The organism is Polaribacter vadi, from assembly GCF_018861005.1.
Lineage (GTDB): Bacteria > Bacteroidota > Bacteroidia > Flavobacteriales > Flavobacteriaceae > Polaribacter > Polaribacter vadi_A.
The window spans coordinates 120,564-145,777 of sequence record NZ_JAHKQL010000037.1 but is presented as its reverse complement, the minus strand read 5'-3'; the positions used below and the strand labels follow the sequence as shown (position 1 = coordinate 145,777).

General features: G+C 30.6%; 17 protein-coding genes. 6 read left to right on the top strand and 11 right to left on the bottom strand.

What is annotated here, in order from left to right:
* Positions 1–8: 8 nt before the first annotated feature.
* From KO506_RS16970 to KO506_RS16955, 4 genes are all read right to left on the bottom strand, one after another.
* Entirely contained in the window at positions 9–1,334 is a 1,326-nt protein-coding gene (locus tag KO506_RS16970) for a TolC family protein (protein ID WP_215996123.1), read from the bottom strand.
* A 315-nt stretch (positions 1,335–1,649) separates the two neighbouring features.
* On the bottom strand, positions 1,650–2,207 hold the full coding sequence (locus KO506_RS16965) for a dual specificity protein phosphatase family protein (RefSeq protein ID WP_215996122.1): 558 nt from the start codon (positions 2,205–2,207) through the stop codon (positions 1,650–1,652).
* Between the two features lie 78 nt (positions 2,208–2,285).
* Positions 2,286–3,200, bottom strand: coding sequence for a bifunctional metallophosphatase/5'-nucleotidase (locus KO506_RS16960; protein ID WP_215996121.1), 915 nt, complete (start codon positions 3,198–3,200; stop codon positions 2,286–2,288).
* Positions 3,200–3,946 carry a 5'-nucleotidase C-terminal domain-containing protein gene (locus KO506_RS16955; protein ID WP_215996120.1) on the bottom strand — a complete coding sequence of 249 codons (747 nt, stop codon included), beginning with the start codon at positions 3,944–3,946 and terminating at the stop codon, positions 3,200–3,202. The genes KO506_RS16960 and KO506_RS16955 overlap by 1 nt, the downstream gene beginning before the upstream one ends.
* Positions 3,947–4,133: 187 nt before the next feature.
* On the opposite strand from KO506_RS16955, the gene KO506_RS16950 reads away from it, so the two are divergent.
* From KO506_RS16950 to KO506_RS16930, 5 genes are all read left to right on the top strand, one after another.
* Positions 4,134–7,949, top strand: a complete 3,816-nt coding sequence (locus KO506_RS16950; protein WP_215996119.1) for a two-component regulator propeller domain-containing protein — start codon at positions 4,134–4,136, stop codon at positions 7,947–7,949.
* A 177-nt stretch (positions 7,950–8,126) separates the two neighbouring features.
* Positions 8,127–11,096, top strand: a complete 2,970-nt coding sequence (locus tag KO506_RS16945; RefSeq protein ID WP_215996118.1) for a SusC/RagA family TonB-linked outer membrane protein — start codon at positions 8,127–8,129, stop codon at positions 11,094–11,096.
* An 11-nt stretch (positions 11,097–11,107) separates the two neighbouring features.
* Complete coding sequence (locus tag KO506_RS16940; RefSeq protein ID WP_215996117.1) at positions 11,108–12,853, top strand: RagB/SusD family nutrient uptake outer membrane protein; 1,746 nt, start codon at positions 11,108–11,110, stop codon at positions 12,851–12,853.
* Between the two features lie 99 nt (positions 12,854–12,952).
* Positions 12,953–14,065 carry an alkaline phosphatase gene (locus tag KO506_RS16935; RefSeq protein ID WP_215996116.1) on the top strand — a complete coding sequence of 371 codons (1,113 nt, stop codon included), beginning with the start codon at positions 12,953–12,955 and terminating at the stop codon, positions 14,063–14,065.
* Positions 14,066–14,073: 8 nt separating this feature from the next.
* Entirely contained in the window at positions 14,074–15,873 is a 1,800-nt protein-coding gene (locus KO506_RS16930; RefSeq protein ID WP_215996115.1) for an alkaline phosphatase, read from the top strand.
* Positions 15,874–16,020: 147 nt separating this feature from the next.
* Here the strand turns inward: KO506_RS16930 and KO506_RS16925 are convergent, their stop codons facing one another.
* The 7 genes from KO506_RS16925 to KO506_RS16895 form a co-directional block, all read right to left on the bottom strand.
* Positions 16,021–17,028 (bottom strand): LLM class flavin-dependent oxidoreductase, encoded by a 1,008-nt coding sequence (locus tag KO506_RS16925; RefSeq protein WP_215996114.1) that lies wholly within the window; start codon positions 17,026–17,028, stop codon positions 16,021–16,023.
* 208 nt (positions 17,029–17,236) lie between these two features.
* On the bottom strand, positions 17,237–18,118 hold the full coding sequence (locus KO506_RS16920; protein WP_215996113.1) for a carbohydrate kinase family protein: 882 nt from the start codon (positions 18,116–18,118) through the stop codon (positions 17,237–17,239).
* Positions 18,118–19,617, bottom strand: coding sequence for a mannitol dehydrogenase family protein (locus KO506_RS16915; protein ID WP_215996112.1), 1,500 nt, complete (start codon positions 19,615–19,617; stop codon positions 18,118–18,120). Before KO506_RS16915 ends, KO506_RS16920 begins: the two co-directional genes overlap by 1 nt.
* An 8-nt stretch (positions 19,618–19,625) precedes the next feature.
* Positions 19,626–20,594 carry an ABC transporter permease gene (locus tag KO506_RS16910; protein ID WP_215996111.1) on the bottom strand — a complete coding sequence of 323 codons (969 nt, stop codon included), beginning with the start codon at positions 20,592–20,594 and terminating at the stop codon, positions 19,626–19,628.
* A 24-nt stretch (positions 20,595–20,618) separates the two neighbouring features.
* Positions 20,619–22,139: a sugar ABC transporter ATP-binding protein gene (locus tag KO506_RS16905; protein WP_215996110.1), complete on the bottom strand. Its 1,521-nt coding sequence runs from the start codon at positions 22,137–22,139 to the stop codon at positions 20,619–20,621.
* A 17-nt stretch (positions 22,140–22,156) separates the two neighbouring features.
* Entirely contained in the window at positions 22,157–23,221 is a 1,065-nt protein-coding gene (locus KO506_RS16900; RefSeq protein ID WP_215996109.1) for a substrate-binding domain-containing protein, read from the bottom strand.
* Between the two features lie 42 nt (positions 23,222–23,263).
* A complete protein-coding gene (locus tag KO506_RS16895; RefSeq protein ID WP_252726900.1) occupies positions 23,264–24,142 on the bottom strand; it encodes a hypothetical protein in 879 nt (292 codons plus the stop codon).
* Positions 24,143–24,380: 238 nt separating this feature from the next.
* Here KO506_RS16895 and KO506_RS16890 point away from each other — a divergent pair, with 238 nt between their 5' ends.
* Positions 24,381–25,118 carry an NUDIX hydrolase gene (locus KO506_RS16890; protein WP_215996108.1) on the top strand — a complete coding sequence of 246 codons (738 nt, stop codon included), beginning with the start codon at positions 24,381–24,383 and terminating at the stop codon, positions 25,116–25,118.
* Positions 25,119–25,214 lie beyond the last annotated feature (96 nt).

Sequence of the window (25,214 nt, the reverse complement as noted above, 5' to 3'; positions counted from 1 at the left end):
AGTATTGATTAAAGTTTAATGTCGTTTCCTTGATAAAATTGTAATAATTGGTGGTATAAAATATTTAAGTATTTGGCTTGCAAATAGTTTTGTTGTGCATTGGTATATGTATTTTGACTTATCACTAAATCTGTAGTACTTAAATCACCTAATTCATATTTCTTTTGTGCTAACTTATAACTCTGTTCTGCAGCCTCTTTAGATGCTTCTGATGCAATAACTTGTTCTTGTGCAGAAAGTGCATTTTGATAGGCTGTTTCTACTTTTTTATAGATTTCTTTTTCTGTTGATTGTTTTTGAATTTCTGCCTTTTTAATATTGATACTTGCTGTTTTAACTGCTGCCTTAGTTTGATTTTTATTAAAGATGGGTATGCTTAATGAAAGCCCTATTTGTTGGTTAAAATTAACATCAAATTGATCTGAAAAAGTGTTATCGCTAATGCTTGTATATCCACTTCCTATACTTCCGTTTAAAGCTAAAGTTGGTAAAAAACCACCTTTTGCAATTTCTAGTTCTTTTTCATTAGCAGCTATGTTTAGATTACTTGCTTGTATTTCTGGTAAAAATTTTAAAGCATTATTATAAACTGCTATTTTGTCTAGTTCTAGATTTATTAAATCGCTGTTTTCATTAATGGTTTCTACCTGCATTTCATCCATAGGAGAAAGTTCTAACAACTGTTTTAATTGAATAATGTATTGTTGGTAATTGTTTTTAGCAGCAATTACATTGTATTTATTAGTTGCTGCCTGGCTTTGTGCTTCTGTATAATCGCTTAAAGCAATAGTACCTGCATCTAAACGTGCTTTTGCTCTTTGTACCTCGTTTTCTGAAGCCTTAACATTATTCTGTGCAATAACAATACTTTCTTTGCTATAAAGTGTTTGTAAATAAATTTCTAAAATGCTTAGAGCAATACTGTTCTTTTCTACTTCTTCTTGAAAAACACTTTGTTCTAACAGTAACTTACTTTGTGCTATTTCGTTGTTAATTTGATTTCCTTGAAATAAGGTAATAGAACTATTAACACTCATGTTTGTACTATGAATTTGATCTGTTACATAATCGCTTGTAATAGGATCTATAGTACTACCATTAGAAAAATTCTGATTTGCACTACCAAATAAACTAGGTAATCTAGATGATTTTGATTTGTAATACGCTACAGCTGCATTGTCTTTGTCTAAAGCAGCATCTTTAACAGTAATATTATGTGCAATAGCATAATCGATACATTCTTGTAAAGACCAAGTTTTAGGGTTTGTAGTTGTTTCTTGCGCTGCTAAAAGTTGCGCAAAGAATAAACCAATTAAAATAATATATAATTTCATTTTTTCGGTGTTTTTAAATAACACTTCAAAGGTGATGTTATATGTCTTATTTATAAAGAGTAATAGAAGTTTGGGAAGTATGACTATACTAAAAGGGTATTTTTATCGATGGGAAATTTGATGGTAGTTTGATGTTGGGTGTTGGATGCTAATTTTTTAGGACTTAGTTTAAAATTAGAAAAGAGAATTAATTGAGAACTACTGACTAAAAATTGTAAACTTTAGTGATAAGAAGTTATTGTTTTGTATTGAGTAAAGAAAATACAATTATAAGAATTGATTATCTTTTTAATTAACGACTAAAGACTTATTTTATTAATTGGAAGGTTTAATTTTTAATTGTTGTTGTATTTCTTTAACATTTAAGTTTTGCAATAATACCAACAAGTTGGGATACATTTTTTCATGATAACCAAAGGGTTTGTATCTAAATTCTGCAATAGCATCTTCTTTTGACCAATTTTGAATTACCATTCTATAAGCTGCAACAATGGTTCCTGTTCTATCAGAACCATGCCAACAATGCACCAAAACAGGTTGTTCTTCATTTTTGATGATTTTTAAAGACTTAATAATATCATCTTCATCTAATATTTTTGTTTTAATAGCAATATGTTCTAATTTTAAATTGGTGGCTTTGGCTTTATTGTTATCATTTCTTAATCGTCTTAGATTTAAAATGGTCTTTATGCCTAAAGCTTCTAATTCTTTAAAACCCTTTTTACTAGGTTGTTCTGCCCTGTATAAATCATCACTAATTTTATAAAAATTCTTGAAGTTTTTAGAAGTTACTTTTTGATATTTATTTACTTGTGCCTGTGTAATCTGTAGCATTGAAATACAGCACGCAATACATAAAAGATATTTTTTCATACATCTGTTTTTTGTAAAATTATCAATAATGATGCTACACCAAAGTTTAAAAGAATAATTAATTGTTAAACTATAGCTTTACACTAAAATAGTGGTGCTTTTGGTTGATTTTTCATTGGCTTCATCAAAATAAAAATCGATTCTACCTAAGTTTAAACCATAAGCACCTACTTGATTTATAAGTGTGTTTTTGCCATCACTATTTTTTACTATGGTTGGCTTTGGTAAAAACGTATGGGTGTGACCACCAATAATTAAATCGATGTTTTTTGTAGCTTTGGCTAAGTTTAAGTCAGAGATTTTATTTGGATTGCTTTTGTAATAATAACCTAAATGCGATAAACAGATAATTAAATCGCACTTTTCTTTATTTTTAAGTTGATCTGTAATGTCTTGAGTAATTTCTATAGGGTCTAAATAGCCAGTTTCTTTGTACATCTTTTTATTTACTAAACCTTCTAATTCAATTCCTAATCCGAAAATTCCGATTTTAACACCCTCTTTTACCATGATTTTATATGGCTTTACATGAGTGTCTAAAACTGTATTTTTAAAATCGTAATTAGCAGAAACAAAATCGAACTTTGCATTTGGCAATTGTTTGTATAAACCTTCAATAGAATTGTCAAAATCGTGATTACCAATGGTAGCAACATCATATTTTAACATGCTCATTAGTTTAAATTCTAATTCGCCACCAAAATAATTAAAATACGGAGTTCCTTGAAAAATATCTCCAGCATCTAACAATAAGGTATTGCTATTTTCTTGTCTTATTTGCTGAATTAAAGTCGCTCTTCTAGCTACTCCTCCTCTATTAGGATTTCTACTATGATTTGCACTAAAAGGTTCTATATGACTGTGTGTATCATTGGTATGTAAAATTGTAATATGCTTTTGTTTTTTAGCAATCATTGAAGGTAAAACCAAACCACCTGCTAATGCTAAAGTAGAAACTGCTCCTGTACGTTTTATAAAATCTCTTCTTTTCATTATTTTAGTTTTATGCGGTTATCAATGGCTGTTTTTAAAGTATCTACTTTTTTAAAATAATCAATAATACAATCTCTCATTTTATAATCTAATACTGTTAATTTTAAAGGGTTTTTAAAGAAATTCATTCGATCTCCACCACTCTGTAAATAATCTGTGGTTAATACAGTATAAGTTTTATTTTTATCAAAAGGTTTTCCGTTTATTTTTAGAGTATAATCATCTTTATTAATGGTTAAATCAATGTTTTTAGACAAGGGATGTGCTGCCTTGGTTTTTACAAAATATTGAATTAACTCTTGCATTTTATCCCCAGAAAGGGTAACCACTACCAATTCATTTTCAAAAGGCATTACTTTAAAAGCACGTTCTCTTGTAACTACTCCTTTAGGGATTATTGCACGAATTCCACCAGAATTAAACATAGAGAAATCGATATTTGTCTTTGTTTTTTCTAGAAAAACAGGGTTTGCCATTTCTATACATAAATCAGCTAATAAATTACCTAAGTTACTTTGTTTCCCTTTATTTTCTTTGGTTAAATCAATTGGGGTAAACGTTAAAGGTTCTTGCATATCGCCTGTAAGTTCTTCTTTATAAGGTTTTATCATTTTAGAGATCTCCTCAGAAGCAGCAATAGTAGTATCAATTGCAATATTTTTTCCGGTTATTTTTGTTAGGTTCTGTTCTGTTTTTTTACAGGAAACTAACAACAGAAAAAGACAAAGAAAATGTGTAAATTTCATAATGGTGTAATTTTGTTCGAAAGCTAATAATTTATCGATAAAAACAACTGTTAATTTTCATAAAATATCTTTAACATTATTTACCCTATCTTGTTTATAACTCACTTAGATACTTACCCATTACTTAACGCATCATTCACATTTAATTAATCTAGTTGTTGTACGCTTGTAAGTTTAAATATACAAGATGTCAAGAGCTACTTTTATCGCTTTTTTTATATTACTACAAACATTTGGACAAGAAATAAAGTTTGAAAACTTTTCTGTAAACAAAGGGCTTTCTAATAACTCTGTAAAAGACATTGAAAACGATATTAATGGTGGTTTATGGATTGCTACTTGGGATGGTTTAAATTACTTTGATGGTTACACATTTACCATTTTTAAAAATGATATTGATGCTAAAAATAGCATTGCTGGTAATTTTATTACTAAAATAAAACGTGACGTAAAAAATAGAATTTGGATTATTACTGAAGATGCAAAAATTAGTAGATATATTGGTAATAAGCAATTTAAAAACTACACATTCAAAGAAAAACCAAACGATATTTCTATTTCTAATAACGGAAATATCTTAGTTTATACTGCAAGTTCTTGCTATGAGTTTATAGCTGGTCAGTTTCAAAAAAAAGGCAGATTAGCAGATACATCAGAAAATAAAGCATTAAAAAACATTCTTTTAGCTAAATACCCTAATCTAATTATTAATGATGTTTTAAAAGATAAAAAAGGTAACATTTGGTATGCTACACTTAAAAATGGTTTGTTTATTATTAAAAACAAACTCGATAAGACAAACAAATATCACATAGAAAACTACTTAAAAGACCCTTATTCATCTTCTAGTTTTAATAGCAATGAAATAGAAACATTACATGAAGACCTTTTTGGTAATATTTGGTTGGGTGCAAAAGATGGTGGTATTTGCATGGCGTATTCTAATTCTGATAAAATTCTTTCAGTTGCACCTCATCCTTTAGAATCGCCTAACATACCTAATGAAACTTTACGTGCCATAACCAAAGATGTAGAAGGCAAACTTTGGTTAGGATATTACACAAAAGGGCTTTATTGTTACAATGCAGAATCTAAAAACTACAGAAAATTTAATATTAAAGAAGCCAAACATCAACCAGATTGGAAACGTATTCGATCTTTGTTTACAGCTTCTGATGGCACCATTTGGGCAGGAACTTATGCTGGTATTATTAGAATACAAAAAAATGGAAGCTATCTTTTATATAAAGCTAACGATTTTTCTAATTTCACTAATAATCGGAATTATTCCATTTACGAAGACAACCACAAACAATTATGGATTGGTTGTTGGGGTGGAGTTGCTAAATTTAATTTAATCAGCAATAAATTTGAAGCTTTTAAAGGGCAAGGTTTATTAGCAAAATATCATATTAGAGATTTAAAGTTTATAGACAACGAACTTATTTTAGCCACAGAAAATAATGGTTTACAATTATTAGACATCAGTAAAGGAAAACTAAAAACTATTGAGGTACAAAAAGAACTTTCTAATTACCATAAAGAAGATAAAAATGTACAAACTAACAGTAAAAACGTAAAATTAATTGATATTAAAAATGGCGAATTACAAACCATAAATACAAACAAAGGGCTTTTAAGTAATAGCATTTATGCTGTTTATAAAGATAAAAACACAGGTTATTACTGGGTAGCAACATTAGGTGGTTTAAGTATTTTTGATAAAGAAAAAGGGATTATAAAAAATATTACAGAAAAAGAAGGTTTACCCAGTCAATTGGTTTATGGTATTTTAACTAATAACAAAGAAGTTTGGATTAGCACAACAAAAGGAATTGCAGTAATCAATAAAAATAACTTTTTGGTAAAAGCCTTCTATCCTAAAGGAGGTTGGCAAGTTTCTGAATTTTCTGAAGGAGCGTATTATCAAGATGCTAAAGGCGATTTGTATTTTGGTGGAATTAACGGATTGAATTACTTTAATCCGAATAACATTCAGTTTAACACAGCCAAAGCAAAACTGAAGTTGTTGGTAGATTATAATGAGAATTATACCTCAACTATTGTAAAAAGTCACAATCATAATCATATTGATATTGATTTGGTGCCAATTCGATTTCCGATAAAAGTAGAAAAAAACATTTACTACAAACTTGAGAATCATGATAGTCAATGGGTTTTATTAAACGTAAATAATGAAATCAGTTACAGCAATTTAATTCCTGGAGACTATGAGTTTTTAGTAAAAGAAGGCAAAAACACCCCAGCAAAACGTTTATTTTCTTTACAAATTCAGAAACCATTTTACCAAACTATTCTCTTTTATGTCTTACTGACTGCATTAATTCTAATTAGTGCAATCATTTTTATTTATGTAAAAAATAAAGCTGCTATTGCACAAAAGAAGAAATTAGAAGATAAAATTATATTAAGAACAAAAGTTATTGAAAATCAGAAAAAAGATTTACAACTTATTAATAACAAGCTCGATGAAAAGAATAAAGAAATTATACAACAAAAAGAAAAATTATTAGCACTACACAACAACCTTAAAAATGAAGATTTCGAAATCGAGAAATTCAAAACCTTTGTGTTATCCGAATTCCAAGAACCGATTTCTAAAATCATTAAAAAAGCCAATTCTTTAAACGAAAATTCAGACAATAAGAAAAGTATTCTTCAAGAATCTAACAAACTAGTAACACAAATTTCTGAATGGAATTACCTAAGCCACATTAAAGACATTGGACCTATAAAAACTTCTGCAATTCATTTATTTGCAGTTTTAAAAAACAGTATTCATAAACTAGAAAAGTCTTTACACAGCAATAAAGTTGATTTTAATTTTACTATTGATGCAAGCATAAACTGGGTAGAAATTGATGTTTTACGCTTTCGATTACTGCTTCAATATTTGTTTAATGATGTTAGTAAATATTCAGATACAGGTAGTAAATTAGAAGTATATATCAATACTGTAAAATCTAATTTAGTCATAGAAATTGCTTCTAATAGCAGTCTTTTAATTAACAATTGGTATAGTGTTTTACATTACAGCCCTTATTTTAAAGCTTTACAAACTTTATTGATTGATTTAAAAGGAAAGTTCATTAACCATAATTTAAAAACAAAATTTAAGATTGCTTTACAAATTCCGATTACTAAAATAAATACAGATGATACACAAGTAGAAACCATTTCTTGGAAACATTTTAAAGCGCAAGAAAACTTAGCTAACGATAAAAAAAACGTCTTAATTTTTAGTGATGAAGATAATTTTGCAACTGCCAATCAAATCTTAGCACAAAACGATTATAATTTAATCTTCGAAAATTTGGCAAGTAATTTAAACTCTGCTACCAAACAAATCCCCATTCAGATTATCGTTTTATATCAAGTTACTTTTTCTAAAGAACTCTTATATTTTATCAACCATTCAGATGAAATCCGAAGAAAAAGAATTCCGATGATTTATATATCCGAAGATATTAATTACGAATTACGAGAACAATCTATAGAATTTGGCATAGACACTTTGGTGCAGCTACCTGCTAGCGAATCTTTTATTCAGAAAAAGATGGAATCACTCATCAACAAAAAACATATTTCTACAGAAGAAAATCAATTTCAGCAAAAGATATTCGACATTTTAACAGACAAAGAGCAAGTATTAACAGCCAATGACAAACTGTTAAAAAAGAGTCTAGAAATTATAAAAAAGGAAATTCATAATCCTGCTTTTAATGTAGAAATGTTGGTGGATTTTTTAGACATTTCTAGGGTAAAATGCTATCGTTTGTTTAAAGAACGTTTAAAACAATCGCCTTCTGATGTTATAATGTCTTTAAGATTACAAAAAGCAGAAGCTTTGTTAAAAACTAAGAAACTAAACATCTCAGAAATTAGTTTTGAGTGTGGTTATAACGATCCAAAATACTTTGCAAAAACTTTTAAGAAGCATTTTGGTAAAAGCCCTAAAGAATTTAAACAACAATTTTTATAAGCCTGCTGTTAATGTAGGATTTTCTTAATGTTAGAGAATTGTTACTGTAACCAAACAACACCTAATCTGTTTCTTTTTTATACTAATTTGAACGTTTTTTCCACCTTGTAGAAACCAAATTACCCCATTAGGTTTTAAGGGCAAACTACTTTTATGCCAATCAAAAACTTAAACTAAATGAACAAATTTTATTTATTATTAATACTTGCTATAGGATGCCTATCTTATACAAATGCGCAAGTACAAGTATCAGGAAACGTAGTTTCTGATACTGAAGGAGTACCAATACCAAATGTTTCTGTGGCTTTAAAAGGAAGTCTTATTAAAGGAACAACCACAGATTTTGATGGTAATTTTGTAATGAAACTTAATGATGAAAATGGAGTTTTAATTTTTTCATATTTAGGGTATCAAACAAAAGAAGTATCGTATTCTGGTAACCAAACCTTAAAAGTAATCTTAAATGAAGAAGAAAATTCTTTAGAAGAAGTTGTTATTGTTGGGTATGGTTCTCAAAAAAGATCTGATGTAACAGGAGCCATTTCTTCTGTAAAAAGCGAAGATTTTAACCAAGGAGTTGTAGCAAATGCAGGACAATTATTACAAGGTAAAGTTGCTGGTGTAAATGTTTCTTCTGCAAGTGGAGAGCCTGGTGCTTCGCAAGATGTAATTATTAGAGGTGTGGGTAGTTTACGTTCGGGTACTACTCCTTTGTACATTGTAGATGGTTTTGCCTTAGACAATTCTGGTAATGGAGTAGCTACAAATCCATTAAACTTTATCAATCCTCAAGATATCGAAAGTATCGAAGTTTTAAAAGATGCTTCTTCTGCTGCCATTTATGGTTCAAGAGCTGCAAATGGGGTAATTGTAATTACAACAAAAAAAGGTAAAAAAGGTAAAACAAAAATCAATTTAACCTTATCTAACGGATTTTCTTCACTAGCGAATAAAGTAGCAGTTTTTTCTGCGGATGAATTTAGAACCAACGTAAATGCCGTTAACGGAACTTTGGTTGATGGTGGGTCAAATACAGATTGGCAAGATGAATTGACAAGAACAGCAATTTCTAAAAACATCAACTTTTCTATGAGTGGTGGTACAGAAAATTCTTCTTATGCAGCTTCTTTAGGGGTTGATGATCAAGAAGGAATTTTAAGAAATAGCAATTTAAAACGTTATTCAGGGCGTTTAAACTTAACGCAAAAAGCGATTGATGATAAATTGAATGTAACTTTTAATTTAACAGCCACTAAATTAGACAATACTAGATCAAATTCAAGTTCTGTGGTTGGTAATATGTTAAGCTTAAATCCTACTGATTCGCCTTATGTTAATGGGGTTTTACAAGGGAATTTAAGTAACGACGTTTTAAATCCTTTTATTGCAGAAACCATTTACGGAGATTATACCAACAACAACCGTATTTTGGCGAATATTTCTCCTTCTTATGAAATTATAGACGGTTTAACTTACAAACTAAATGTAGGTGTAGATTATTCTATTACAGAAAGAGATATACAATATATGCCTTATGCTACAGAAACCAATACTACTTTAGGTAGCGTAAATACGGCCACTACAAAAAACAGCAATACACTTGTAGAAAACACATTAAACTATAATTTATATACAGATTCAAGTAGTTTTACGTTTCTTTTAGGACACTCTTATCAGCAAACAGAAGTAAGTCAAAAGCAATTTTACTTAGAAGGTTTTCCAGATAATGGTGTAGAACCAAGATACCAATTAGAAACTGCAAATCAGCAAACTACACAGTCTGCTTATGCTACTAAAAACGAGTTGCAATCATTTTTTGGTAGAGTAAATTATACGTATAATGATAAGTATTTGGTTACTGCAACCATGCGTGCAGATGGTTCTTCTAAATTCGGAGCCAATAATAGATATGGATATTTTCCTTCTGTTGCTTTAGGATGGAACATCAGCAAAGAAAGTTTCTTAGAAAACTCAGATCAGATCAACAACTTAAAATTAAGAGCCAGTTGGGGGCAAACAGGTAGTCAAGAAATCCCTTCTAAAATAACACAAGCAAGTTATACAGAAAGTAATACTGAGAATGATACTTACCCTTTAGATACTGCTGCAACCGATTTAAGTGGTTATCCTTATGGTTCTATTTTTACACGTTTGGCAAATCCTGATATTCAATGGGAAGTTTCAACACAAACAAATATTGGTGTAGATTTTGGTTTATTTGGTAACAAATTAACTGGTACTGTTGATTATTTTTACAAAGTAACAGACAACATTTTATTAGAAGTTGCTCCTACAGATCCTATTGTTCCTGTTTCTAGTTATTGGACCAACATCCCTAATATGGAAATTAAAAACAATGGTGTAGAAATTGCTTTAGATTACAACAATTATGTAAGTGATGATTTTTCTTACAACATTGGTGGTAATATTTCAATTACCAATAACGAAGTAAACAACTCGCCTTACCAAATTTTAACAACTGGTGCTGCTCAAGGTTCAGGACAAACTGGTGCTACCATTAACGGTGTTTTAAATGGCGAATCTATTGGTGCTTTTTACATACAAGAGTTTACAGGGATTGGTTCAGATGGTTTAAATGAGTTTGCTGATACCAATAATGATGGAGAAATCTTAGATGATGATCGTATTGTTGCTGGTAATGCTTTGCCTGATTATATTTATGCATTCTACCTAAACTTTAACTACAAGAATTTTGATTTAGGTTTAAACTTTAATGGTGCTGGCGGACATAAAATTTACAATCACGTTGCAATGTCTTCTTTTAACAAAGGGAATTTAGCCAACTCTTTTAATACTACTGATAGAGCTGTTGAATTTTTAAATGAATCTGCAACCAACTCCAATTTAGTTTCTACACGTTATTTAGAAAATGGTGATTTCCTAAGATTAAACAATGCCACTTTAGGTTACAATTTCGATTTAGCCAAATTAGGACTTTCAGAAAGCATTAAAAACCTTCGTGTATCAGTAACAGGTCAGAATTTATTTGTGATTACTGATTATAGTGGATTTGATCCAGAAATCAATACAGGTAGTGCAATTGGAGGTATTCAAACTTTTGGTATCGATTATTTCAGTTATCCAAAAAGTAGAACACTTCTTTTAAGCTTAAATGTAGAATTTTAATAAAGACAACAATGAAAAATAGAATAAAAAGTATCGTATTTGCCATCAGCATATTATGTATATATAGCTGTAGCGATTTAAAAGAAGAAGTTTTAGATGAGTCTTTAACAGGTAGTGGACAAGCAGAAGCCATTAGTGGTGCCATTGCTCCTGCTTACGGACAGGTTTCTTGGACATGGAGACACACCAATTATTATGGTTTGCAATTGATACCAAGTGACGAAGCCATTTTACCTTACAGAGGTGGAACAGATTGGTATGATGGAGGTAAATTTTTAGCAGCGCACACCCACTCTATTACTCCTACAAACGATTTGGTAAAAAGTGCTTGGACAGAATTAACCATCAATATTTCTAGAACTGTAACTGCTATAGAGGTTTTAAGACCATTAGCAGAAGCTGGTAACACTGAAGCAGAAGGTGCTTTGTACGAAATGATTGCCTTAAGAGCTTATTTAAACATGTTAACTTTAGATAGTTGGGGTATTGCATTTAAAAAAGAATCTTCTAGTTTAGATTCAGAAATATTAAGAACACAAGAGGCTATCGATTATATAGAAAGCGAATTGTTATCGGTTGCAGAGGTTATCAATACCAACAAAGTCCCTGGAAGAATGACACAAGCTGCGGTTTATGGATTCTTAGCTAGATTGCACTTAAATGCTGCTGTGTATAGAGATCCTTATGGTACTCCAAACTTTAGTTCAGAAGATTTAGATAAGGTAATTGAGTACACAGACAACATCATCAACTCTGGTCAGTTTTCTTTATCTCCAGAATATTTCGATTTATTTAATGATGATAATAATACCAATCCTGAATTAATTTTTGCTTTAGATCAACGTGGTGTTTTAAATAGAGAACACAGTCGTTGGGCATATTGGTCTATCCCTGGTTCTATGTTTCCAAGACCAGAATTTACGAGTGCAGATGGTACAGATGGGCCTGCAATTACTTCAGATTTTTACCAAACTTGGGTAGAGGCTTATGGTAGTGTAGATCCTGCAGATGCAGATCCAAGATTTTTACAAAAAAACACACAAGAAGTTGCTAATGGTGTAAATGATCTTACAGGGCTTTCTCCTTTAAATGACGAGGATAATTATTACTGTATAGCTGCAGAAGACTTCGAAATTGATAGAGGTATTTTAAGAGGTGTGCCTTGGGCTGCTCGTAAAGATGAAAATGGTGCTTTTTATACTTGTGCTGATGGATATAGAATTTATCCTGTAAAACAAATTAAAGGAAATGGTACAGACAAAAATGTAGATTACGTAAACCTTACTTTAAATGTAGATTTCACAAACGAAGGTAGAGCGCATCACACAGGATATCGTGTTTCTAAATATCAATTTAGCCATACTTCACCTAATGGTAACAATTACAGTAGTGTAGATTTGGTATTAATGCGCTATGCTGAGATTTACATGATGCGTGCAGAAGCAAAATTAAGAAAAGGTGATGCAGCAGCTGCTTTAGCTGATGTAAATACAGTAAAAACAGCTAGAAATGCTCGTGAACCATTGCCAACAGCTTTAAGTACTATTGATATGGATGTTTTATACAGAGAGCTTGGTTTTGAGTTTTATTGGGAAGGTTTGCGTAGAACCAATCAAATTCGTTTTAGTCATTATGAAGATTCATGGACAGAAAAAACAGATGCTGATGTTAACAACAGATTATTTCCAATTCCACAGGTAGCCATTGATGGTGCCTCTAATACCCCTGATTATTTAGTACAGAATAAAGGATATTAGTTTTTTTGTTTATTGCTTTGGGAGCTTTTCTGTAAAAGAAAGCTCCCTTTTTTTATTAGATACAACATCAAAAAACGAATTCAACTTTTAAGAATTAGAATGAATAGATTAACAAAAACAATACTACTGAGTTTAATGGCTATATGTTACATGAGCTGTGAAGAAAAACCAGTACAAAACACTCCTGAAAATCCTATTAATATTATTTTAATGATTGGGGATGGTATGGGTCTTGCTCAGATTTCAACTGCTTTTTCTTTTGGAGAAGAAACCCCAAATTTTGAACAATTTAAAGACATAGGTTTTATAAAAACACCAAGTACAAGTCACACAATAACAGATTCTGCTGCTGGCGCAACTGCTTTTTCAACTGGTCAAAAAACTTATAAAAGAGCTATTGGCATGTCTAAAGACAGTTTGCCAATTCCTACTATTATAGAAACTTTGCATAAAAAAGGCTATCAATCTGGTTTGGTAAGTTTAACACCTATTACACACGCTACTCCTGCTGCTTTTTACGCACACGTAAAAGACAGAGATTTGCATGAAGATATTGCTTTAGATTTGGTGAAATCTAATATTGACTTTTTTGCAGCTGGTGGGTTAAAATACTTAAAACACAGAACAGATCAAAAAGATTTGTATACAGCATTAATTGCTAAAAACTATAAATTAGACTCTATAGAATTATCAAAATACGACATTAATAAGAAAAACGGATATCTATTAGCACATGAAGGTTTGCCTTCTAAATTAGAAGGTAGAAAAGCCTTTTTTCAAGAAGCTACACAACTAGGGCTAAATTATTTGACCGAAAAAGAAAAACCTTTCTTTTTAATGCTAGAAGGTTCTTACATAGATTGGGGTGGTCATGCTATGGATGCAGAATTACTAAAACAAGAAGTTTTAGATTTTGATAAAACCTTAGGTGTTGTTTTAAAGTACATCAAAAAACACCCAAATACACTTTTAGTGGTTACTGCAGATCATGAAACTGGAGGTGTTAGTATTGGTAAATCTTATTTGATTGATGAAGAAACTGGAGAAAAATCTGAGGAAATAGATAAGGTTTCTATCAACTTTAATAACGATCAACACAGTGGAACTTTAATTCCGGTTTTTGCAAAAGGAAAAGGTGCTGCACATTTTAGAGGTATTTATGAAAATAACGAAATCTATCATAAAATCCTCAAAGCCATCCATCAAAAATAAATAATACTATGAAAAATAATTGTAAACTATTACTCGCTTTTTTAATTCTTTTAACAGGATTAAACAACAAACTTGTGGCACAAAAAAATGTCACCATCCATTCTCATAATGATTATAAACAATCTGTACCTTTTTGGAATGCTTTTGCAAACGGAGCTACTTCTTTTGAGGCAGATATTTTTTTAAAAGACAGTCATCTATTTGTAGCTCATGATTTAGAGGATATTAGACCATCTAAAACATTAGTTAACTTATATCTTAAACCTATAGAAAATGCTTTAAAACTTGAATATCAAAAGGATAAAAAAATAATCCTTTTAATTGATATAAAATCGGAAGCAGAAGCTACTTTAAATAAATTGGTTACTATATTAAAAAAGCACCCTACCATTATCAACAATAAAAACATACAAATTATTATTTCTGGGAACAGACCTAAAGCTGAGGAATATGTAAATTATCCTGATTTTATCTTTTTTGATTATCAAGAGTTAGGTACTGATATTACATCAGAAATATGGAATAAAATCGGAATGGTTAGTTTGAATTTTAAACGTTTTTCAGAATGGAATGGAAAAGGTAGATTAACACACAATGATGAAAAACGTGTAGTGAATGTAATCGCAAAAGCAAAGAAAACGAATAAACCTTTCCGTTTTTGGGCAAGTCCAGATTCTAAAAGAGCTTGGAGAGTTTTATCGGATATGGGTGTAGATATCATTAACACAGATCATCCTTTTAAATGTGTTACTTATTTTAAAACGCTATCCAATAGAGTGGTTATTTCTGATACATTTTCTGATGTATACCATCCCACATTTAAAGCAGATCAAAAAGATTTACCAGTTAAAAACATCATTTTATTAATTGGTGATGGTAATGGATTGGCTCAAATATCATCTACAGCCTTAGTAAATAATGGTGAATTATCTTTAACTCAATTAAAAAGTATTGGTTTTATTAAAACCCAAGCTGCAGACGATTTTACTACAGATTCTGCTGCTGCTGGTACAGCTTTGGCTACAGGTGTAAAAACCAATAACAGAGCCATTGGTACAGATGTTCATCAAAAACCGATAAAAAACATCACAGAAATTTTAAACGAACAAAAGTTTTCTACAGCTTGTATTAGTACCGATAATATTTTGGGTGCAACACCTGCTTCTTTTTATGCACATGCTATAGACAGGTCTGATGATCCTACAATTGCAAAAGATTTAATAAACAGTAAACTCAACCTTTTTATTGGTGGTGGTGGTGCTGCTTTTAAAGATTCAAGTATTGAAGATAATTTTAACATCTTATCATCAATTAGCGATTTAAAAAATATCACAAATGATAAAGTGGGTATTTTTATGTCTGAACATGGAATGAAATCGATTAGAGATGGTAGAGGTAACATGTTAGCAGATGCAACAAAGTTTGGATTAGAGTTTTTAAATAAAAAGAATCAACCATTCTTTGTTATGATTGAGGCTGCTAAAATAGATCATGCAGGGCATTCTAATGACACTGCAGGCATTTTAGCTGAATCTATAGATTTTGACAAAGCCATTAGTGAAGCATTAATTTTTGCGGATAATAACCCAGAAACTTTAGTAATTATAACAGCAGATCATGAAACTTCTGGATTTAGTATTCCACAAGGTGATGTTAAAAAACACGAAATTGAAGGTTATTTTGCCTCATATGATCATACAGCTATTATGGTGCCCATTTTTGCTTATGGTGCTCAATCAAAGGAATTTCAAGGAGTGTATGAAAACAATGAGGTTTTTCATAAAATACTAAAAGTCTTAAAAAAATAAACCCCTTTCCCCCCTTCTTTTTATTTAAAAACCCCAAACTTAAGTTTGGGGTTTTAGTGTTTTTATCCATAGAAATATTACTCCTTTTTTGGATTCTGTTGAGTTGTTTTACAAAGACCTTATTATTAGGTTGTTATAAAACAAGAATTAAGCATTCAACTCGTCCATAATTTCAGCAAATAATTGATACGATTTTATTCTATCATTAATATCATAAATATTGGTCACAGCAATCAGTTCATCTGCTTGAGTATATGCTAAAAACTCTTTTACTTGTGCTTTTACTGTGGCTTTACTCCCAATAAAAGAGTATTTTAACATTTGATGTACTTGTGGATTATTTAGTACTTCTTTGTAGTAATTACTCATGGCAGTTGGTGGTTGTACTGCAGCTCGTTTGCCTGTAAATAATCCTACAATTAACTGAATTAAAGAAGTTGATAAACGTTCTGCTTCTTTATCTGTATCTGCTACAATAATGTTTACACCTGCAATTACATAAGGTTTTTGTAAATCTTCTGAAGGTTGAAATTCTTCTCTATAAATTTTTAATGCACTACCTAAATATGCAGTTGCAAAATGACTCGCAAAAGCATAAGGCAACCCTTTTTTGGCAGCCAAATGTGCGCTATCTGTGCTCGATCCTAAAATATATAGAGGTACATCTACACCTTCTGCAACTGTTGCCCTAACTTTGGCAACACTATTATCTACTGAAAAATATTGCTGTATTTTTTCCACTTCACTCGGAAAATCTTGTGCAGCTTCCATAAAATCTGATCTTATAGCTTCTGCAGTTTCTCTGTCTGTTCCTGGTGCTCTACCTAAACCTAAATCAATTCGATTTGGGTATATGGAAGCTAAAGTTCCAAATTGTTCTGCAATAATTAAAGGCGAATGATTAGGTAACATAATTCCACCAGAACCAATTCTAATGGTATTTGTGCCTTGAGCAGCATAACCAATTAAAATAGCTGTAGCACTAGATCCAATATTTTCTGAATTGTGATGCTCTGCCAACCAATATCTTGTATAGCCTACTTTTTCTGCACTTTGCACCAGTTTTAAAACATTATTAAAAGTCTGTTTTAAAGGTTGATCTTGAGATACCAAAGCCAAATCTAAAATAGAATATATAGTGTTATTTGATTTCATACTATTATTACAATTTATGAGTAAACTGAAATAGCTTACTTTTAAGGAAAAGCAAATTTACAGAACACTTTAAATCTATTACTCTAATTTATTGTTAATTCTAGTTATAGAACTATCAAATTAAACAATACCAATAGTACAAAAAAATGTTATTTTACTTACCCTTTTTAAAAAAGATAAACAAAATAACATTTACTAACAAGCCCACTTATTTTTTTAGTATTTCTAGTATTTGTTCTTCAGAAATTTCTGGATTTGCACCCTCTGACCCCACAACAATAGCACCCACAGCAGATGCATAATCAATTGCAAATTGTGGATTATTATCCTTTAACAACTGGTCTATTAATGTTGCTAAAAAAGAATCTCCTGCTCCTACAGTATCTACCACTTTAACAGTATAGCCTTTGTTGTAATAAAAGTTACCATCCTTAAAAAGCACTGCACCTTCTTTGCCTAAAGTAACACAAATGCAAGCGGTTTTTGTCTTTGTGGCCATCCATTTAATGGTTGATTCTAAACCTAGAACATTTCCTTGTAAAGCTTTGGCTATTTCATAAATTTCATCGTCATTAAATTTAATAAAATCGGCTTCATTCATCAATTCTAATAAAATGGGTATGGCATAATGTGGTGGTCTTAAATTGATGTCTAAAATTTTATATTTTGCCCATTTTAAATATTCATTTAAAGAGGCTCTAGAAACTGCATCTCTAGCTATTAAACTACCATACACAAATGCATCTGCATTGGCTATCAATAGTTTTGCTTCTTTATTGATACCTATTTTATCCCAAGCTCTAGGATGTTGAATGGTATAAGATGCACTTCCGTTTTTATCTAAAACTACATCTACTGTCCCTGTTTTTAAACTAGTATCTATTTGAACCCCTTTTTCACTGATGCCTTGTTTTTTAATAAAATCAGCAATTTCTTCACCTTCTTTGTCTTGCCCAATTTTGGTAATAATTGATACTTTATTGTTTAATGATTTTAACCTAGTAGCGACATTTAATGGTGCTCCACCTATTTTTTTATGAGTTGGAAAAATATCCCATAAAACTTCGCCAAAACAAACTATATTTTTCATTAAGCTTTTGTTTTATCGTATTTATTATTTAGAGCAATTACACAGGCTTCTACCCCTTTATTTTGAATGTCTTTATACGCTTTAGTATAACTGTTTACAAATGTACTATTGGTATTTAAATCGCCAAAAATACTATCTATTTCTAAAAATATTGCTGGTTTTGTTTGTGCTTCAATCGCCTTAGATTGTAAAGTTATTTTTAGAGCATCTTTAATTGCTAATGGGTTTCCTTTTTCATCTTCACCAAAACTATAAATTGCCCAAGCTGCTGTTACAAAAGCGGCTAATTCTATAGCGCCTTTATTTGCCAACTGATTATTAATTGTTGTTAATATAAAAATAGGGAACTTTGCAGAAGTCTCAGAACAAATACGGTCTATCTGATCCTTAATATTAATGTTTCCAAAACGCTCTAATAATGATTGTTTGTAATCGGGTAAATTAATGCCTTCTAAATCGCCTAAAGTGGGTGTAACTTCTACATCCATATAATGATTTAAAAAAGTTCTGATATTTGTGTTATTTACAGCTTCATCAATGGTATTGTATCCTACTAAAGCACCTAATAAACCAATTACAGAATGCCCTGCATTTAGTAAACTTAATTTCATTTTTTCGTAAGGCACCACATCTTCTACAAACTGTGCGCCTACTTTTTCCCAAGCAGGTCTACCAGCAATAAAATTATCTTCTATAACCCATTGTTTAAAAGGTTCGCAAACTACTGGCCAAGCATCATCTATACCTGTAGTTTCTTTTAAATAGCTAATATCTTCTGGTGCTGTAACTGGTGTAATTCGATCTACCATTGCATTAGGGAAAGATACATTATTGTGAATCCAATCTACCAATTCTGGTGCTGCTTCTGCTACATAACTCAATAACATATTTTGTGTCATATGTCCATTACCTTGTATATTATCACAAGACTGAATTGTAATTCCTTTTAAGCCATGTTCTTTTCTTAATTTTAAGGCTTGTGTTAAGTAGCCAAATATGGTTTTTGGAGCCTGTGGATTTTCTAAATCGTGAATAATTAAAGGATTTGTAAAATCGAATTGTTTTGTTGCTTCATTATAATTATACCCTCCTTCTGTAATAGTTAAAGAAATAATCTTAACCTCTTCACTAGCCATTTTTTCTATGACTTGCTTCGGATTTTCTGGTGCAAATAAAGACTCTACAATAGAACCAATAATGTGTCTTGTATGGCTACCATCTAATTCTTTTACAATAAGGGTGTATAAACCATCTTGTTCTTGCAGCGTATTATAAATTTTAGTGTCAAAATCTAATAAGGCAACACCACAAATCCCCCAATTTTCTGAAGCTTCTTTGTGCAACAATTGATCTGTGTAAAAGGCTTCGTGTGCTCTATGAAAGCCTCCAATACCTACATGTACAATACCAGTTTTCACCTTAGATCTATCATATTGGGGGATAGAAGCTTGTTGAGAAAATTGAGAGAATGTGTTGTTATTTAATTTTATATTTTTCATGATTTTTTTTATTTACTGTCAAAACGTTGTAATAATACTGCAAAAATAATGATGGCTCCTTTTACCACTTGTTGCGGATAAGAAGGTACATTTAATAGGTTTAAAATATTACCTATTAATCCTAAAATAAGTACGCCCATTAAAGTATTAATGGCTGTTCCTTTTCCACCATTTAAACTTGCTCCACCAATTACTACTGCAGCAATGGCATCTAACTCCCAAGCCATACCCATATTTGGCGATCCTAAATTGGTTCTAGAAGCAACAATAATTGCAGCAGTTGCAGCCAAAGCTCCAGAAATTGCATATACTAAAAACTTGTATTTATTTACTTTTATACCAGATAAACGAGAGGCTTCTTCGTTACTACCAATGGCAATTACTAATCTACCAAAAACATTGTAACGCAACATAACCATAGCACAGATTACAATGATAAAAAATACAATAGCAATATTAGGAATACGTAAAGTGGAATTATTTGCAAAATCTGACATAAATTTACCACCAACAGTTGTAAATGTAACAGGCGAACCTTTAGAGTAAATAAAACTTAACCCTCTTGCAATTGTCATTAAAGCTAACGTAGCCACAAATGGAGCCATTTTTTGGTACGCAACCAAATAGCCAGAAATACTTCCTAAACCAAAGCCAATAATTATTGTCATTAAAATTGCCAATGGTAATGCAAAAATATTAACTAAAATAGCAAAGGTAACCGCTAATAAAGCTACCATAGAACCTACAGATAAATCTATACCACCTGTAAGAATTACAATGAGCATACCAATACTGATAATACCAATACCAGACACTTGTTTTAATAAGTTAGAAAGGTTTACAGAGGTAAAAAATACATCTGAAATTAGTGCCGAAAAAATCACTAATAAAATAAAAATGAATATTGTATTATACTTTACTAAAAACTTAAGAATGCCACCAGGACTGCTAAGTTGTTCTTTTATTGTTAAAGCCATAATTTGTAAGTTTAATTAGTTTAATTATATTGTTTTTAATGGTTCTCCTATTGAGTAACGCAAAATGTTTTCTTCAGAAAATTGTTCTTTTTGTAATTCACCATAAAATGTACCTTTGTGCATAACTAATATTCTATCAGAAATACCCATAATTTCTGGCATGTCTGATGAGATTACAACCACACCAACACCTTTTTTGGCAACTTCATTAATAAGGTTATAAATTTCAATTTTTGCCCCTACATCTACTCCTCTTGTTGGCTCATCAATAAAAATAACTTTACTATCAATACTCAACCATTTGGCTAAGGCTACTTTTTGTTGATTACCACCACTTAAGTTTTTTACATCTACCTCAGAATTTGGTGCCTTAATGTTTAGTTTTTTAATTAAATTCAACACTTTTTTGTATTCGTTATCTACATTTATAAAACCTAGTTTACTAGAAATAGAATCGAAGCTGGTAATACTAATATTCCTTCGGATAGAAAGTGGTAAGAAAACACCTTCTTCTTTTCTGTCTTCGGATACAAAACCAATTTTATACCCTGCAGCATCTACAGGAGAATTCGTTTTAATTTCTTTACCTTCTAAAAGTAAAGTTCCTGATTTCTTTTTATCAGCACCAAAAATCAATTTTGCAGTTTCTGTTCTTCCACTTCCTCCTAAACCTGCAATACCCAATACTTCACCTGGTTTTACATCAAAAGAAACATCATGCACTAGTGTTTCTTTAGCAGTTAAATCTTTTACTTCAAAGATTGGCACTTCACCAATTTTTATATCTCTTTTAGGATACAATTCGTTTAACTCTCTACCAATCATTAAATGAATTACACCATCTTTATCAGTTTCAGCAATTGGCATACTCCCTGTATCAACACCATCTCTAAGTACTGTAACTGTATCTGCAATTTTAAAAATCTCATCTAAATGATGTGATATATATATTATAGAAACTCCTTGATCTCTTAGCTTAAATAATATTTGAAAGAGTTTTTTTACATCTTTTGGGTCAAAAACAGTAGTTGGTTCATCTAAAACTAACACTTTGGTGTCTTCGGATATTGCTTTGGCAATTTCTACAACTTGTTTTTGTACAATACTTAGGTTTTTAACTTTTGCTGATGCATCTATTTTAAAATCTAATGAATCTAATAATTCTTGTGCATCATTCATTACACCTTTCCAGTTCATCCAAGTTTTATTTGCCCCTAATTTATGTAGGTATATGTTTTCTGCTACTGATAAATCATTTACCAAAGACAATTCTTGATACACTACATTAATACCTAACACCTGACCTTCATGCGTGTTTTTTGGTGTAATTTCTTCACCATTTAAAACCACACGTCCTGCATCTTTTTGGTGTACTCCACTTAATATTTTAATTAAGGTAGATTTACCTGCACCGTTTTCACCTAGTAAAGCATGAATTTCGCCAGACTTTACTTTAAGATTCACATTCTTTAATACAGACACAACACCAAAACTTTTTGATATTCCTGTCATTTCTAAGCGATATTCGCTTGCTGAATTTTTCATGTTAAATCTTTTTAAAATTAGAATATTGCATTTGGGTTGTAATACTTAGCTGCATTTTCTTTGGTAATTAACAAAGGTGCTGTGTACGATTTTTTATCAAAATCAGTTTTACCATTCATATACATAACTGCATATTCTACTGCATTTTTACCAATCTGCACAGGACTATTCATGGCTGTACAACCATAAAAATCAGTTTCCATAATGTATTTAATAGCTTCTTTTTGTCCGTCTGCACCTGCAACAATTAAAATATCATCAGTTTTACCTGCTTGTGCAATTGCTTTAATTGCACCTAAAACACATACATCAGATTCTGTAATAACCACATTTACATCTGGGTGAGCCACTAAAATATCTTCCATGGCTTTTAAACCACCTGCATAAGACCATTCTGTATACGCTTGGGTTTTTACATTTAAATTGATTTTACCTTGTGTACGTAACTGCTCTTCTGTAATACCTTGTAATAAACCTTGTTTACGAGTACGCCCAACAGGGTTACCAGCATTACCACTTAATAAAGCAATATTCATAGGTTTGTTACCAAACTTTTTAGCCAACCACTCTCCTGCTAATTCTCCGTTTGCTAAATTATTAGACTGTATAGTTGTTACAAATTCTGCTTCTGGGTTTATAGAACTATCTATAATAAAAACAGGAATACCAGCAGCTTTTGCCATTTTTGTAACCCCAACTAGGGCATCAGGATCTTTAGGGTTTAATAACAAAGCATCTACTCCTTTTGTAATTAAATCTTCTACAGCTGCAATTTGTTTGTTAATATCATCTTGGCCATCTGCAGATAAAAACTGCATGCCATTTTTTTCTGTAGTAGCTTTTATACTTTGCCATAATGCTTGATAATAGGGTGCATTTAATGTAGGCGAACAATAACCAATTTTTTTACCAGTTAAATCGATTTCGCTTTTAAAAACATCACCTATTTCTTCTGATGAAGTTGATGTTGCTTCTTTATCATTTAATTGTTCTGCACAACTTATAAAATTGAATACAAACAACAGCAGTGCAATTGGTGTTATTAGTTTGTAATAATTGAATATTAAAGATTTTGTTTTCATATTTTGATGTTTATTATTGAATGAAAGTTAAGAATATCTATTTTAAAATAAGGTTATATCTACCTGAAGTACTGTTCTTTCTTGTTCTGGGTTCCACATTAAAGTTAAATCTACAGGTATTTTGTACTTATTAATAGCCAATTGTTTATTGTAGGTAGCCCCAACATTAATAATGTTTCCAGCGCTTTGAGTGTAAAAAGTTTTATCAGTAATAAAAGACCAAGCACCACCAGCAAAAAGTGATAAACTTTCTGTTTTATTTTGCCAAACCTTACTGTTAATTTCAAAATAATGAGTCCAAGAATCTTTTAAACTACCATCTGCTTGCACTTCGTAATCTCCAGAACCACCATTAATAATGGTTGCTAAATACAATAAGGTATTTGGGGTTACATTATAACCAAAGTTTACATCAACAAAATTATAACCTTGTGTTTTGTCATAACTCCAATAGCTTAATTTATCTCCTCTTTCCTCTACTCCTGTATAGTTATTGTGTGTTACTGCTTCTATAAAAAATCGATCAGAAAATCGGTATTTTGTATAAATAGATAACTCTTTATAATATGCACTTATATTTTCGCCAGTATTTACATTGTTTACATCTACAGGACTAAAACTTGCTCCACCCCAAAAACCAAAAGTAAATTTCTTGTTTTTAGAATTGTATTCTAAACTCGATGCAAATAATGCCCCTGGATGTACGACAAAACCATGCCATGTATGCATATTTTTTACATGTGCACTAATACTAAATGGTTTGTAGTCTGTGTTGTTTTCTGTGTTTTGTCCGTTTAATAAGTTTGTAAAAAACAATAAAACCATACAATAAACAGTTGCTAAATATTTTCCTTTTTTTATTTGTAAGTGATATCTTACAGCGTAAAAATTATCTTTAATAGATGGTAATGTAGATTTCATTTTGTAGTTTTTAGTAAGATTAAAATATATAACGTCATTTTTACGTTTATTTTTCAAATGTATAAAAATATTTTTTACAAAAAGCTGTTTTTAACAAAATAAATATATTTTATTACCAATTATATAGTCGATATTAACCTAACACACCATAAAAACTAGAAATAGCACAATATATTATATACGTTATAATAACGTTTAATAATATATTTTATGTAAATTTGTAACTGAAAAGAGATTTATGAAGAACAACTTAATACAAAACTTATCTGTAGATTGTGTAGTTTTTGGTTTTGACACCAACACAAAAAGCTTAAACGTATTATTAATTAAACGTTTTTTAGCAGATGAAAAAACAAATACTCCATTAGTAGATGATTATGTACTTACTGGATACCACGTTTATGAAAATGAAAGTTTAGATGATTCTGCAACTAGAGTTTTAAAAGAATTGACGGGTTTAACTGGCCAATATAAGAAACAATTTAAGGCTTTTGGAGACCCTGATAGACTGAATAATGAAAAAGATTTAATATGGGTAGAAAACCAAAAGTTTAATGTAAGAACAGTTACTATTGCCTATTACTTTTTACTAAAAACTGAAGATGTAGATGTAACAAACAATACCTACCAGGCAAAATGGCATCCTATAAATCAATTGCCTAAAATTGGTTTTGATCACAAACAGATTATCTTAGAGGCTTATGAGGATTTAAAAACTAAATGTTTGTCTGAACCTATTATATTTGAATTATTGCCTGATAAATTTACAATTAATGATGTACAAGACTTGTATGAATCTATTTTAAATATAGAAATTGACAATCGTAATTTTAGACGTAAAGTAATCAACAAAAAATACATTATTCCTTTAGATGAAAAACAAGTAGGTGTTTCTAAAAGACCTGCTCAATTGTATATGTTTAGTAAAGACATTTATCAGAAAATATATCAAAAAAGTTATTTGATTAATATATAACTTATCTGTTTAAGTTTTTGTCTATAAAAATTCAGTTATTATAATCTAATTGTAGTAATTAATAAAAGTTTACAGCAGTGTATGCTAAAAAAAGAA

Coding starts and splice junctions, on each gene's coding strand:
- KO506_RS16890 (WP_215996108.1), top strand. CDS start 24,381: ATGAAGAACAACTTAATACAAAACTTATCTGTAGATTGTGTAGTTTTT.
- KO506_RS16930 (WP_215996115.1), top strand. CDS start 14,074: ATGAAAAATAATTGTAAACTATTACTCGCTTTTTTAATTCTTTTAACA.
- KO506_RS16900 (WP_215996109.1), bottom strand. CDS start 23,221: ATGAAAACAAAATCTTTAATATTCAATTATTACAAACTAATAACACCA.
- KO506_RS16960 (WP_215996121.1), bottom strand. CDS start 3,200: ATGAAAAGAAGAGATTTTATAAAACGTACAGGAGCAGTTTCTACTTTA.
- KO506_RS16895 (WP_252726900.1), bottom strand. CDS start 24,142: ATGAAATCTACATTACCATCTATTAAAGATAATTTTTACGCTGTAAGA.
- KO506_RS16965 (WP_215996122.1), bottom strand. CDS start 2,207: ATGAAAAAATATCTTTTATGTATTGCGTGCTGTATTTCAATGCTACAG.
- KO506_RS16935 (WP_215996116.1), top strand. CDS start 12,953: ATGAATAGATTAACAAAAACAATACTACTGAGTTTAATGGCTATATGT.
- KO506_RS16940 (WP_215996117.1), top strand. CDS start 11,108: ATGAAAAATAGAATAAAAAGTATCGTATTTGCCATCAGCATATTATGT.
- KO506_RS16905 (WP_215996110.1), bottom strand. CDS start 22,139: ATGAAAAATTCAGCAAGCGAATATCGCTTAGAAATGACAGGAATATCA.
- KO506_RS16945 (WP_215996118.1), top strand. CDS start 8,127: ATGAACAAATTTTATTTATTATTAATACTTGCTATAGGATGCCTATCT.
- KO506_RS16915 (WP_215996112.1), bottom strand. CDS start 19,617: ATGAAAAATATAAAATTAAATAACAACACATTCTCTCAATTTTCTCAA.
- KO506_RS16970 (WP_215996123.1), bottom strand. CDS start 1,334: ATGAAATTATATATTATTTTAATTGGTTTATTCTTTGCGCAACTTTTA.
- KO506_RS16910 (WP_215996111.1), bottom strand. CDS start 20,594: ATGGCTTTAACAATAAAAGAACAACTTAGCAGTCCTGGTGGCATTCTT.
- KO506_RS16925 (WP_215996114.1), bottom strand. CDS start 17,028: ATGAAATCAAATAACACTATATATTCTATTTTAGATTTGGCTTTGGTA.
- KO506_RS16950 (WP_215996119.1), top strand. CDS start 4,134: ATGTCAAGAGCTACTTTTATCGCTTTTTTTATATTACTACAAACATTT.
- KO506_RS16955 (WP_215996120.1), bottom strand. CDS start 3,946: ATGAAATTTACACATTTTCTTTGTCTTTTTCTGTTGTTAGTTTCCTGT.
- KO506_RS16920 (WP_215996113.1), bottom strand. CDS start 18,118: ATGAAAAATATAGTTTGTTTTGGCGAAGTTTTATGGGATATTTTTCCA.